Raw genomic sequence first — 13,014 nt, forward strand, 5'->3', positions numbered from 1 at the left:
GTGGAGACCTTCTTCTTATCGGAGAAGGTTTTATTTTTACTTTCAGAAAGTTTAAATTCGCTAACGCGATAAAGGTTGAAAGTATAAGAAAAACTTCGGCTTTCGCCATTAGGACTGGGTGACAAGCCGAGTTTTTCTAATAGCTGAAACGGGAGGAAGAAGAGAGATGGCAAACATTCGCGTGGGATTGCTGGGATTGGGAGTGGTAGGCTGCGGCGTGCTCAAAACGATCCGCTCGCAGGCAGACAAGCTGGCGGAGCGGCTGGGCAAACGGGTGGAGATCGTCAAAATTCTGGTGCGCGATCCGGCCAAGGAACGGCCGGTGACGGTGGAGAACAGCCTGCTGACCACGCGCTTCGAGGACGTACTGGAGGCGGGCGCGGATGTGATCGTGGAGGTGATGGGGGGCGTGGAGCCGGCCGGAGCGTATGTGCGCCGGGCGATTGCGCATGGCTGTCATGTGGTGACCGCCAACAAGGAGCTGCTGGCCAAGCACGGCTGTGAGCTGATCCGGCTTGCCAATCAGCATCGCGTCCACCTTGCCTATGAAGCGAGCGTCGCCGGCGGCATCCCCATCCTGGCCGTCTTGCGCCAATTCCTGCGGACCAATGAGATCACCTGCATCCAGGGCGTCATCAACGGCACGACCAACTATATCCTCACCCGGATGGAACGGCATCAGCTCAGCTATCGGGAAGCGTTGGCCGAAGCGCAGAAGCTGGGATTCGCGGAGGCGGATCCGACCGCCGATGTGGAGGGCTATGACCCCGCCTACAAGCTGTACATTCTGTCCCAGCTTGTGTTCGGGAAGGCGGTGGCGTGGCAGGCCATCGTGCGGAAGGGCATCTCGCAGCTTTCCGCCGCTGAACTGCAGACTGCCCGGGCGCTCGGTTTTCGGGTGAAGCTGTTGGCCCGCGCGGTAAATACGGCGGCGGGCGTGCAGTTATCCGTAAGTCCGACACTGCTTCCGCCCGACCATCCGCTCGCCGGGCTGGAAGAGGCGTACAATGGGATCCAGGTGACGGGCAATATCGTCGGCGATCTGCTGTTTACGGGCCGGGGAGCGGGGGAGCTGCCCACGGCCAGCGCGGTGGTGGAAGACCTGGCTTATCTCTTGACCCAGCCCTTTGTCCCCCAGCCGGAATGGCAGCATGTGGAGCCTGCGTTCCGGGAGGAGACATTGTCCGGGAAGAGGGACACCTGGTTTCTCTATCTGGAAGAGGCGCCGTCGCACCGCGATCCTCACCGCGTGCTGCAGGGATTGGATCGGGAGGGAATCGAAGTGGTAAAGCTGCATGCCGAGTTTCATAAGCATGAGGTGCTGCGCCTGGGGCTCTTGGTCCGTGCCGGTTCATTGGAACGATTGGAACGGGCGGCCGATAGACTGGGAACTGCTGCCAAAATTTATCCGGTTCTCCTCACAGGGCAGGAGGCCGACATGGCTCCAGCAGCTTCAGATTCCCGGAAAGAGCTGGTGCTCAGCGAGTAGGGCCAGCCATATAACCAATGGATATACCCTTCTCCGGAAAGCGTATCATCTCCTGTCACACCGCACGTGGTAATGTTAAGGTAGAACCGAGAGGAGGAGGGAAAGCGGTTGAAGACGGAGCAGCTCAAAAGGGAAGAAAGCGATGGGCAGTCCCGCCGCCTCCATTACGGCTGGCTGGTCGTGGTCGTGACGTTTCTTGCCATCATTGTCACGGCAGGCATCCGGTCCACACCCGGCGTCCTGATCGTTCCGCTTGAACATGATTTCGGCTGGGACCGGGCCGGCATTTCCGGGGCCATCGCCATCAACCTGTTCCTGTACGGCTTGTCAGGGCCGTTTGTTGCGGCGTTTATGGAGCGGTTCGGCATTCGGCGCCTGATGGTCACCTCCTTGTGCATGCTGGCGGCGGGCACCGGACTGACCAGCTTGATCAGTCAGATCTGGCAGTTTGCCTTCCTTTGGGGTGTGATCATCGGCCTGGGCAGCGGGGGGATTTTGACGGTGCTTGGCACCATGGTGGCCAATCGGTGGTTTGTCAAACGGCGGGGGGTGGTCATCGGATTGATGACGGCCGGCGGTGCGACGGGCCAGCTTGTCTTCCTGCCCCTGCTGGCCTATCTGGTGACGAAAGCCGGATGGCAGACGGCTGTCTGGACGGTGGCCGGAGCGTCAATGCTGTTGATTCCGGTCGTCTGGCTGCTGATGCGGGAGCGTCCAAGCGATCTGGGGCTTGCCCCATACGGCGGGACGATGGAGACGGAAACGCCGCGCCAGACCGGCAATCCGGTCGCCGCAGCCTGGAGGGGGCTGCGGGAAGGAATCGGGTCATCCAACTTCTGGCTGTTGGCCGGCAGCTTCTTTATCTGCGGACTTACCACAAGCGGTCTGATCAGCACCCATTTGATCCCGGCATCGATGGAACATGGCATGCCGGAAGTGATGGCGGCCAGCCTGCTGGCCACCATCGGGGTGTTTGACATGATCGGCACCATGGTGTCCGGCTGGCTGTCCGACCGGTACAACAACCGTTGGCTGCTGTTCTGGTATTACGGGCTGCGTGGTCTAGCGCTCCTGGGCCTGCCTTATGCGCTGGAGGAAGCGCATTACGGCCTCGGACTGTTTATCGTCTTTTACGGCTTGGATTGGGTGGCGACCGTTCCGCCTACCGTGCGTTTGACAACGGACGTGTTCGGCAAGGAAAAAGCGGGCATCATGTATGGCTGGATCTTTTCGTCCCATCAGGTCGGAGCCGCCGCTGCCGCGTATGGCGGAGGCGTGATGCACACCTGGCTGGGGAACTATGAAGCGACGTTTGTTGCGGCCGGCTTTTTCTGCATGGCGGCATCCGCGCTCGTCCTGCGGATCAGGCGGCCGCAAGCGATGCGCTACGTCCACAGCCAGTAAACGAACAAACGAAGAGGCTACCCCGCCATGATGGGGGCAGCCTCTTTGTTTGTTCAACCCGTCTGCAGCATGCCGTCAGCAAGCTGCCAGACCGTTCCGCGGAACCGTTCCCGAAACCAGCGGTCATGGGAGACCACGATGATCGGCCCGGGAAAACGGTCAAGAGCGGACTCCAGCTCTTCCAGAATGTCCAGACTGAGGTGGTTGGTCGGCTCATCGATCAGGAGCAGATTGGCCTTCGATGCCAGCAGGCGGGCGAGCAGCAGCTTGCGGTACTGCCCCGGGCTTACGCTCCCGATTTTCCTCTGTAACTCTTCATAGCGGAAGAGTCCGTAGGAGAGCAATAGGGCGATATGGTCCTCCCGGTAGCCAACGAGGTCCTTGCGAAACGCGTCGAGCAGGGTTTCGGCAGGATCAGCGGGGGAAAATTCCTGCTCGAAATAGCCGATGGTCACCTGGGGGGAGAGCGTAACGCTGCCCGCATCCGGGACGGTTTTCCCCGCGAGGATGTTGAGCAGGGTCGTTTTCCCCGACCCATTCGCCCCCTGGATCAGGATCCGGCTGTTGGCCTCAAGCGAAAAGCTGATGTCTCGCAGCAGCGGGCGGCCATCGTCCAGCGTTTTGCAGAGGCCGGAGACGGTCAGCACGGAATCGCTTGACAGCTCTTCCGGAACAAAATCTGCGCGGAACTGCAAGGGGTCCGGCGGTTTGGGAACGGGTGCCGCCAGGATGCGCTCCAGCGCTTGTTCCGCCGCCTTGATATTGCGGGAAATGGTCGCCTGCACCCGTTCCTCGAAGAAATGCGGGGCGAACTTGTCGTTATCCCTGGGGCTGCGCTGATGGGCCACCCGATAAGCCTTCTCCTTGATGCGCTGTTTCAGCTGTTTGATCTCCCGCTGCTGGCGCTCGTACCGTTCCTCCCATTCGGCCCGTTCTTTCCGTTTTTGGGACAGATACTGATCGTAATTCCCCGGATAAACCGTGACACTGTGGCTATGCTCATCGATCTCGATGATTTTCGTGGCGATCTCATTGACGAAGCGCCGGTCATGGGAAGAAAAGAGCAGCGCCCCCTGAAAGCTTTTGAGATACGATTCGAGCCACCGAATCGCGGTCAGATCCAGATGATTGCTCGGTTCATCCAACAGCAGGAGATCCGGCGAACTGATCAGGAGCGCGGCAAGCCCCACCCGTGTTTTCTCGCCGCCGGAGAGCGTGGCGATCCGCCGGTCTTTCGGCAGATGGGCGAGACCGAGTCCCTGCAGCACATATGCCGTGCGGTGTTCGATCTCATAGCCGCCTCGCCGCTCGAAACGCTCCAGCAGCTCGCCGTATTCGGCCAGGACCGCTTCGGCTGCGGATGCAGGCAGGTGCTGCAGCGTGGCTGCCAACGCCTGCAGCCGTTTTTCCAGGGCGACGAGCTCCCGCTGCGACTCCCGGATCAGCTGTTCGACGGTTTGTTTTTCGTGAGATGCCACCACCTGGGGAAGGTAGCCGATCTCGCAATGCGGCGCGAGGAGAATATCGCCGCTGTCCCGTTCGCACGCGCCCAGCGCGATTTTCAAGATGGTGGATTTTCCGGCGCCGTTTGCACCCACCAGCGCGGCTTTTTCCCCTTTGTGCAGATGAAAGGAAACATCCTGCAGAACGATATGGTCACCAAACGATTTGTGCACCGCATGAAAAGCAAGCGTCAGCATCGAATCACTCTCCGTGTACATGGTCAAATGGCATGCAAAAAGCCGTGAGTGCAGACGCACCCACGGCTGAATAAACAGATGCACACACATCAACCGCAGCAACACGGTTCCGTTGACATCGGTTCCTTTCTCCGCAGGGATCACGTTGGACGGATAACGGCTTGCGGACAGACCAAGCCCTTACCCGCTGCTTGCAGGCAAGCAGCGTCTGCATTCTACGCCTATTTGCATAGGAACATTAGAATACAAACAACGTGTCCATGTCGGAGATGGATACCACCTTTCAGGAAAAGTTAGCGTGACTATACCACAGCGGGGAAGACATGGCAATCTGCGTTTTCAGGGAGAGTGTGGTAAAATAAGGTATTGTCGGCCTGAGCGCCAGCGGATAAGGGGAGGAAAAAGCGATGAATCAACTCTATGATTTCGATCGCGTGATTCCACGCAGAAATACCCATTCGGTGAAATGGGATTTGATGGCAAAGGTTTCCAGGGAGCCGGATCTCATTCCCCTGTGGGTGGCGGACATGGATTTTCCGGCGCCGCCGGAGGTCGTAGAGGCGGTAACGAGACGGGCGGAACTGGGCATTTACGGCTATGCCGTGAATCCGGACTCCTACTTCGAGGCGGTCGGCGGCTGGATGAAGAGGAGGCATGGCTGGGAGATCCGGCAGGAATGGCTGGTGCATGCGCCGGGGGTCATTCCGGCGATCAGCATGCTGGTGATGGCGCTGACCGCCCCGGGGGATCGGGTGGTGATCCAGCCGCCCGTCTATCCGCCGTTTTTTGACGTGATCCGGAAAAACGGCAGGGAAGTGGTGGAAAACCCGCTAGTTCTGCGGCATGGCCGCTACGAGATGGATTTCGAGGATCTGGAGCGGCAGCTGGAGGCCGGAGCGAAGATGCTGATACTCTGCAGCCCGCACAATCCGGTGGGGCGGGTATGGACCCGGGAGGAACTGCTGCGGCTGTCGCAGCTTTGCCTCGCGCACAAGGTGATTCTGGTGTCGGATGAAATTCACAGCGATCTCGTCTACGACGGGTATCGGCACATTCCTGCGGCCTCGCTGTCGGAAGAGATCGCGATGAACACCATCACCTGCATCTCCGTGGGCAAAACGTTCAATCTGGCCGGGCTGCAGACGGCAAACGTGATCATTCCCAACGCGGAATGGCGCCGGGCTTATACCCATACGCTGCATGCCCTGCATCTCTTTATACAAAATTATTTCGCCGGTGCGGCGGTGGTGGCGGCTTACACGCACGGGGAGGCGTGGCTGTCTCAACTGATGTCCTACATCAGGGGAAATCTCGACTATCTGACCGACTATCTCGCCAAGCATATGCCCACCATTAAGCCGGTCAAACCGGAAGGCACCTATCTTGTCTGGCTCGACTGCCGGGAGCTGGGAATGACCGCTCCTGAGATCAAGGAGTGGATGTACCGGAAGGCAAAAGTGGCACTCAATGAAGGCTCCACGTTCGGCAAGGAGGGAGAAGGGTTTCTGCGCATCAACCTGGCCTGCCCGCGGGCCACGCTGGCGGAAGGGCTTGTGCGCATGGAACGGGCGCTGAAGGAGCGATAAAAGATGGAAGTTTCCTGCAAAAAAACGAGTGGTGCTTCCCACTCGTTTTTTCCATCCCTTCAGATTTGCTTTTTGATCAACCGCTGATACATGAACAGCATGGCGACACGCCATGGCAGGATCATACCGAAGGCGAGGATGAAAAACAGCCCGCCCGTTTGCATGGGTGTAAACGCATCGCCAATCCACAGCTTGATGGCGGTGCGGATGATCAACAGACCCAGCAGAATGACAAAAAAGATTTTGGACCGCCGGAGGTACACATCCTGCCCAACGATCTCGAATTTGGAAGTGAGAATCAGCGGGATGGACAGGACCATGCCGACCAGAAAGGCCAGGATATCGTAAGGGAGAGGAGTGATGGCCTCCGGAAAGTGAAACATGATGAATCCGGTTGACATGAACAGCGGGGGAAGAATGATTTTACGGGCCGAGACCGGCTTCTTTGCCGCACGCATCCGGATCATGATGACAAAGGTCGCCATCAGCAATGGGACGATGATCCCCAGTGATGCCATAGATAAAGACGTCATGCTGCCTTACTCCCTTTCTCACATGCTTTCGCATCTACCCTCTAGTCTACACATTTCCCGCAAATTCACAACTGTCGATTTGGCAGGCCGGGGCAGCTATATGGTAACAGGGGGTTGAACCGGCCCGGGCGGACGGACATCTGCCCGCTTTCGCTTGCCGTAGACCAGCATAACGCCAGCGCAGAGCAGGGTGATGCCGCCGATGCACAGCATATACCGGGCGATCCCCAGCAAATCCAGACATGCGCCCGTGGTGGCAACGGCCACCAGAAACAGGGTTCGTTCGTACATGTCCCGAAAAGAGAAGAAGCGGCCGTGCGTATGTTCGGGCAGTCGTTTCTGAAAGATGGTGGTGATCGCCGGAAAGAAGAACGCGACCGTTGCGCCAAACAAGGCAAACGAGCCCAGTACCACATAGAGATTGCCCGCGACAGACATGCCAAATTCCGCGAGGGCAAACACGCAAACGAGCCATGTGGAGGTGGCAACCAGGTTCCTTTCTCCGATCAGGCGCTTGGCTGCAAGGCCGGCAACCAGGATGCTCGTGCCTTCCACACTGTAGATCCAGCCCATCAGTTCCGGTCGCTGCTGGAATTGGCTGAATTGCAGGACCAACAGGTTGAATCCGCCAAGAAAGAGGGTGATCATGCCCAGATTGACCAGGCCCACGATGACGGCAGGCTCCTTGCGCATCTGGGTGAAGATTTCGCGGAACTGGATGGTTTCCCTCTGCTGTACGGCCCCTTGATCCAGCTGCGGAATATGCAGGCAGAGGGTAACGATCGCCAGAAAGGCGTAGGCGATGATCGACAGCGTGTAAAGGCTTGACAGCTCCATGGAGGCTGCCATGATGCCGCCGAGAGCGGTTCCGCCTATGCGGGACAAGGTGGCAACAATCATGTAAACGCTGTTTGCTTTCATGAGTTCCCCTGGCGGCAGGATGGCCGGGATAGCCGCCTGGACGGCCGGGAAATAAAAGACATCGCTCGTCTGCATAATAATCAGAGAGGCAACCATCCACGCAATCGAGTCATGGGCGAGCGCGGGAAACATGCAAAGCGGGCTGATGCACCGCAGCAGGATGGCGATCAGCATGATCCTGCGCTTGTCATAACGGTCGATCACGACGCCGGCCTTCGGGGAAAAGAGGATGCTGACCAGCATGCCGCTCATCAGGATCAGTCCCTTGAGAAAATCGGACGGGACGAGGTGCTGCATGAACGACAGATTGCCGATGATCGAAACCCACAGACCGGTGCAGGCGATCATTTCTCCGGTCATCAGGAGGAGAAAGGATCGATGGCGGAAAATCACTGGGGCTGCCTCCTTTTTGCATGCTTCTTAATGAATTTTGACAGGCGACACCCAGTATACCATTCCGCTCGCCCATTGCCTACTGTCTGTTGAAGCCAAACAGGTGTCGTATCAAGCCGGAGCAGCCTTGCAGCAGTCAAACGGAAAGGATCGGTTTTCCCTGAAGAGAAAAGGTTCTGTCTTGTTATTCGTTTGCTATGGGTTCTGCGCCACACTGGCCCTTGTCTACGGCCTGCTGGTGAGGCAGAGCCTGTTGGCGACCTTTGTTGTCTTTCATGTCGCGGTGTTGTTGGGGATTCCGCTGGCGCACGGATGGCGGGAAGGGGATATCCGGCGTCACTGGAGGGAAGCTTGGACGGGGTTGCGCGGCGGCACGGCCGGACTAGCCATCGGGGCGGCCAGCGGCGTGCTGCTGGGCGCTCTGGCGATGGGGGGACTCTGGCTGCTCATCCGAGCCGGCATTCAGCCGGAGCGCGTCCGTGCCATCCTGGTCCACTGGGGGTTGACCGAACAGGGGAAATGGCTGTTTGCCGGCTATATGATCGTGGTCAATTCCTTTCTGGAAGAACTGATGTGGCGGGGATTTGTGCTGCAGCGGCTGACGGATGTCCTGCCGCGCGTACAGGCCATGCTGCTCAGCAGCTTCTTTTTTGCGCTGTACCATCTGATTCTCGGCACCGTGCTGTTTGGATGGAGATGGGGGCTTCTTGCAACGGTTCTCGTCTTTTGGACGGGATTGTTCTGGGCATGGATGAAGCATCGGTATCCATCCGTCTACCCGACATGGATCAGCCATCTGGTGGCGGACGTGGGCATTATGGTCGCGCTGTTTCTTTGGATACTCGGTTAAGAAGGGAAACGGGATGTCCGACGGGCGGCCTATCCGTCCGCTTGACCCGCCTGCCTGCGCTTCAGGCTTTCCTCCCGTTCGCGGATCACCTCGCTGCGGTCGCGCAGGGTGTGCTTGTGGATCAACTGCGGGTTTGTCAGATCGCTTGCCTGCCCAAACACCATCCCCCGCTCTGCGCACAAGTTCCGGCACAACTCCAGCAGGCCGGGGTCCGCGATGGGAAGCTGGAAGCTTTCATAGGGCAGCTGCTGCCGGATCGCTTCCAGCTTGCCGGTCAACAGCCGGATCAACCGGGCGGCGTGCAATCCGAGCTTGCGGACCTCCTCCTCGCAGCCCTGCAGAATGCGGATTGCGCTGGCCATCATCTTGGCCGCCCCGGCGAAGTTGCCGCGCCGCTGATGGTACAGCGCCACCGCAATCTGAATGAGACCGACCCACACGGCGGAACGCTTGTGAGCAGGCTGCGCTTTCCAGTATGCTTCCAGAATTTCGTGACATTCAAAATAATCGCGATCGCCATGGAAATGGGCGAGATACAGCAGATATGCGTCCGGATACATGAGGGTTCTCCTGTTTGCTTCATTTTTCCTTTATTATAAAAGAATATAAACATATTGATCTACCCAAATACAGAGACGGAGTGTGAACCATGACAAGAGATGAACTGGTGGCTCTTTTGCAGGAGAAGAAAATGACGGAGGTGATCGAACTGATCGAGGATGCGGAAGCCGGGGAGCTGGAAGAGCTCGAGCTGGTGGAAGGGATCGGCCTGCTGTACGATGAACAGCTGAACCGGGAAGTGCTGGCGCTGCTGGAGAGTCTGGGGGTAACGGTTATCTATCTGAAAGGAGACGACCTGGAAGGGGAAGAAGAGGACGAAGAGGGGAACGCATGACGGAGAGGCCACGAAGGTGGTCTCTCCTTGCTTGCGGGGCTATTTCTGGGTCCAGACGCGGTTTTTGTTGCGTGTGGCGGGAAATCTTTCCCCTTTGCCCAGCTCGACGATCATCGGGTCCTGGACGCTTGCCCCGGATTCTCCGATCTCCATGTACACCCCGTTTTTGGGCGACTTTTCCCCGGGCTTGAATCGGCTGCGTTCTCCCACATCGCTCACCTCGCTTTCGCTGTCCGTCATTAGTATGTCCCCTGCCCGCCCCTTCATCCCTCAACGGGTGATTGACGCCAGACCCTTTATTGAATTAGTATTGAAATCAAAAGTTTGATCAGGAGGAAGCTATGCTGCGCGTCAGCCTGCAGAAAGAGTCCAATATCTCCTACCATGAGCAGCTTTATCAACAAATTGCCTCCCTGATCCGGAGCGGCGAACTGCCACCGCATTCGCAGCTGCCTACCGTGCGGGAACTGGCCGCTCATCTCCATGTCAACTACAATACGGTCAGAAGCGTTTACCTCCGACTTCAGCAGGAAGGGCTCGTCGATTCGCGGCAGGGGCGCGGAACCATCGTGAGCAATCTGGTCAACGATCCGCTGCTGACCCGGAATCCGGCACACCTTGCCCTGCTGGCAAAAGAGACGCTGCACAAGGTGAAGGCGATGGGGTATACGCTGGAGGAATATACGCGGGTGCTCGCTGCGGTAAGCCAGGAGATCAACCAGCTGCCGGTTCTCTTCCTGCGCTTTACGGAATTGGAATTGGCAGAATATTGCCGCCTGGTGCAGTATCACTTGCCGAGCGTGATGGTGGAAGGCTGGACCCTGGATGTTTTTTGGGAGCGGCTGGGGTCGGATACGCACTTCCTGCAGGAATACAAGGCCATCGTCGTCCATCCGTCCGTGACGCCTCGCCTGAAACAGGTTTTGCCCCGGGAGGCACCGCCGATCGTCAGCCTTGATTTCATTCCTGATCCGACCGTGGTGATTCCCGCCGTGGACGCCTATCCGCGCAACACCAAAGTTGGCCTGATCTGCGCCACCATCCGCGGGGCGGAAGGGATGATCGCCGATCTGCACAATGCGGGGATCACCCATCTCGACTTGCGGACCATCGAGGCGAACCACCCCGATGTGTTTGACCTGATCGCCAACTGTGACGTGGTGTACATCTCGAAGCCGGGATACATGACGCGGCCGCAATTGCTGACACTGCCAAAAGTCAAAGAATTCCGAGAAATTCCCGACCATCACGGCATCATCGAACTGCGCAAGATTGTCAGTCAATAAGGAGAGAGAGGGAACGACTTGAATAAGGCAAACGCCATGCTGTTAGTCGCGGTCGCCCTGTGGGGGATCACGATTGCGCCGACCAAATGGGCGCTGGAATCAATGCCGCCGTTTACCCTGATGTTTTTGCGCCTTTTTTGTGCCAGCCTGTTCTTTCTTCCGTACGCGTGGATGAAAGCGAAGCGGGAAACTGAAACATCTCCTTCCGTGCCGTGGCTGCGGATGTGTTCTCTCTCCTTTACCGGTGTGGCGGGATACTTTCTGTTCAATTATCTGGGCATCGGGCTGACAAGCGGGGTGAATTACAGCATCATTTCCGCCTCCCTGCCGTTATGCACGATCCTGCTGGCCGCTCTGTACCTGAAGGAAAAGATCACCATCCCGCAATGGGGAGGACTGCTGCTCGGACTCGCGGGCGTGCTGCTCATCACCGTCCATCCGGCGGGAGCGGGCGGCGGTACCCTGCTGGGCGATCTCCTCGTGCTGGCCAGCGACATGATCTGGGCCTTCTATGTGGTGCAAATGAAAAAACCGCAGGGAGAGGCGGCCTTGCCAAGCGAACTGTTTACCGCCCTCACGCTTGGGATCGGCGCGATGATGATCCTGCCGTTCACGCTGGTGGAAATCGGGGTGTCCGGTCTTCCCGCGGTTACCCCGAAAGGCTGGGTCAGCCTGGCCGTACTGGTTGTCGGGCCTACCATCCTGGCTTACTGGCTGTGGAACCGCGCCATGGAATCCGTCTCGGCGGGAAAAGCCGGCTTGTACCTGAATGCCTTGCCGGTCATCAGTGTCATCACTTCGATCGTCCTGCTGGGCGAAGCATTGACCTGGAAGACCTTCGTCGGCGGCTTGCTGGTGCTGTCCGGCGTCCTGTGGGCGGAGAAAAAGGAACGCATCTCCTCTGTGGCGAATCAGGCCTGATGGGTGGATAGACGCTGATTTTTGCATGGATTGGACGGATGTACCATTCCGCATACCCCCGATCATCATACCTTGTAGATGTAAAGGAATGAGGGGGTGAACCAAATGAGCTGCGGATGCAAAAAGTCCCACTGTCACACGAAATGCCACTGCAAAAAGTGCTGCAAGAAAAAGCATTACAAAAAAGTATGCCATTACGTTCCCTACTACAAAACCAAATGTCACGGGTATCGCACACATGGCAGGCACCACGATTCCTCTTCTCACGCTTCATCCTTCGGGTACGACTCTTCCATGTCTTCCTTCCACCACGGCCATCACAGGTTTGTGGACTCGCACATGGGCTTTGACTACTAAGTTTGGTTGCGGAAAGGCGCCGGTTTGGCGCTTTTTCGCATTTGTGGGAAAATTGGGGATCGCCTATAATAATATAGATATGGAAAAAATCACAAAGGAGGAACCGTATGCCAACCAAAGATGAGCGTACCTGGGGCATGATTGCCCATTTATCGGCGTTATCCGGTTTTATCATTCCGATTGGCAACATTCTGGGTCCGCTGGTGATCTGGCTGATCAAGCGGGAAGAGATGCCATTTGTCAACGAGCAGGGGAAGGAAGCGCTCAATTTTGGCATCAGCGTGACGATCTACGCGGTGATCAGCTGGCTGTTGATGTTTGTTTTGATCGGATTCCTGCTGTTTGTCGTCGTAGGCATTTTCTGGGTGGTGGTGGTGATTATCGCCGCGATCCGGGCCAGCGAGGGAAAATCGTATCGGTACCCCCTCAATATCCGCTTTGTCAAGTAAGACTACGGATAGATGCCGTCCGTCGCGGTGCAGACTTGCGGCGGGCGGATTTTCTTTTTCCCAAGCGATGCACGATAGGACAGGGGCCGCGCCGACACGATTTTTAGGGGTTCCTGAAAAGTAATCGGAATCAGCTTCGAAGGCAATCTTCACTATTGGGGGTTGAGCAAAGCTATAGTCGGTAGGGTTTTTTATTCATTAACAGGATTGGTACGTCCTGGCAGCGAAAT

At 57.5% G+C, this 13,014-nt stretch carries 13 protein-coding genes; 8 read left to right on the forward strand and 5 right to left on the reverse strand.

The window, feature by feature from the left end:
- The first annotated feature begins 166 nt into the window (after window positions 1–166).
- Entirely contained in the window at window positions 167–1,489 is a 1,323-nt protein-coding gene (locus tag G3578_RS01205; protein ID WP_165207829.1) for a homoserine dehydrogenase, read from the forward strand.
- A 108-nt stretch (window positions 1,490–1,597) separates the two neighbouring features.
- Window positions 1,598–2,893, forward strand: coding sequence for an MFS transporter (locus G3578_RS01210; protein WP_165207831.1), 1,296 nt, complete (start codon window positions 1,598–1,600; stop codon window positions 2,891–2,893).
- A gap of 53 nt (window positions 2,894–2,946) precedes the next feature.
- Here the strand turns inward: G3578_RS01210 and abc-f are convergent, their stop codons facing one another.
- Window positions 2,947–4,593: a ribosomal protection-like ABC-F family protein gene (gene abc-f, locus G3578_RS01215; protein ID WP_165207833.1), complete on the reverse strand. Its 1,647-nt coding sequence runs from the start codon at window positions 4,591–4,593 to the stop codon at window positions 2,947–2,949.
- 407 nt (window positions 4,594–5,000) lie between these two features.
- Here abc-f and G3578_RS01220 point away from each other — a divergent pair, with 407 nt between their 5' ends.
- Window positions 5,001–6,179 (forward strand): MalY/PatB family protein, encoded by a 1,179-nt coding sequence (locus G3578_RS01220; RefSeq protein ID WP_165207835.1) that lies wholly within the window; start codon window positions 5,001–5,003, stop codon window positions 6,177–6,179.
- A gap of 59 nt (window positions 6,180–6,238) precedes the next feature.
- Here the strand turns inward: G3578_RS01220 and G3578_RS01225 are convergent, their stop codons facing one another.
- Together G3578_RS01225 and G3578_RS01230 are read right to left on the reverse strand one after the other, a co-directional pair.
- A complete protein-coding gene (locus tag G3578_RS01225) occupies window positions 6,239–6,712 on the reverse strand; it encodes a CcdC family protein (protein ID WP_165207837.1) in 474 nt (157 codons plus the stop codon).
- Window positions 6,713–6,808: 96 nt separating this feature from the next.
- Window positions 6,809–8,026, reverse strand: a complete 1,218-nt coding sequence (locus G3578_RS01230) for an MFS transporter (protein ID WP_165207839.1) — start codon at window positions 8,024–8,026, stop codon at window positions 6,809–6,811.
- A gap of 181 nt (window positions 8,027–8,207) precedes the next feature.
- Between G3578_RS01230 and G3578_RS01235 the strand changes: the two genes are divergently transcribed.
- Window positions 8,208–8,876, forward strand: coding sequence for a CPBP family intramembrane glutamic endopeptidase (locus tag G3578_RS01235; protein ID WP_241254394.1), 669 nt, complete (start codon window positions 8,208–8,210; stop codon window positions 8,874–8,876).
- Between the two features lie 29 nt (window positions 8,877–8,905).
- Here G3578_RS01235 and G3578_RS01240 read toward each other — a convergent pair whose 3' ends face one another.
- A complete protein-coding gene (locus G3578_RS01240) occupies window positions 8,906–9,436 on the reverse strand; it encodes a DUF309 domain-containing protein (RefSeq protein WP_165207841.1) in 531 nt (176 codons plus the stop codon).
- 89 nt (window positions 9,437–9,525) lie between these two features.
- On the opposite strand from G3578_RS01240, the gene G3578_RS01245 reads away from it, so the two are divergent.
- Window positions 9,526–9,771, forward strand: coding sequence for a hypothetical protein (locus tag G3578_RS01245; protein WP_165207843.1), 246 nt, complete (start codon window positions 9,526–9,528; stop codon window positions 9,769–9,771).
- A gap of 39 nt (window positions 9,772–9,810) precedes the next feature.
- Here G3578_RS01245 and G3578_RS01250 read toward each other — a convergent pair whose 3' ends face one another.
- Window positions 9,811–9,981 (reverse strand): YjzC family protein, encoded by a 171-nt coding sequence (locus G3578_RS01250; RefSeq protein ID WP_165208381.1) that lies wholly within the window; start codon window positions 9,979–9,981, stop codon window positions 9,811–9,813.
- 131 nt (window positions 9,982–10,112) lie between these two features.
- Between G3578_RS01250 and G3578_RS01255 the strand changes: the two genes are divergently transcribed.
- The 3 genes from G3578_RS01255 (at window position 10,113) to G3578_RS01265 (ending at window position 12,784) form a co-directional block, all read left to right on the forward strand.
- Window positions 10,113–11,057: a GntR family transcriptional regulator gene (locus G3578_RS01255; RefSeq protein ID WP_165207845.1), complete on the forward strand. Its 945-nt coding sequence runs from the start codon at window positions 10,113–10,115 to the stop codon at window positions 11,055–11,057.
- A 36-nt stretch (window positions 11,058–11,093) separates the two neighbouring features.
- Complete coding sequence (locus G3578_RS01260; protein ID WP_165208383.1) at window positions 11,094–11,978, forward strand: DMT family transporter; 885 nt, start codon at window positions 11,094–11,096, stop codon at window positions 11,976–11,978.
- Window positions 11,979–12,442: 464 nt separating this feature from the next.
- Window positions 12,443–12,784: a DUF4870 domain-containing protein gene (locus tag G3578_RS01265; RefSeq protein ID WP_206529397.1), complete on the forward strand. Its 342-nt coding sequence runs from the start codon at window positions 12,443–12,445 to the stop codon at window positions 12,782–12,784.
- Window positions 12,785–13,014 lie beyond the last annotated feature (230 nt).

The sequence above is a fragment of the Brevibacillus sp. SYP-B805 genome (assembly GCF_011059135.1).
Classification (GTDB): Bacteria; Bacillota; Bacilli; order Brevibacillales; family Brevibacillaceae; genus Brevibacillus_F.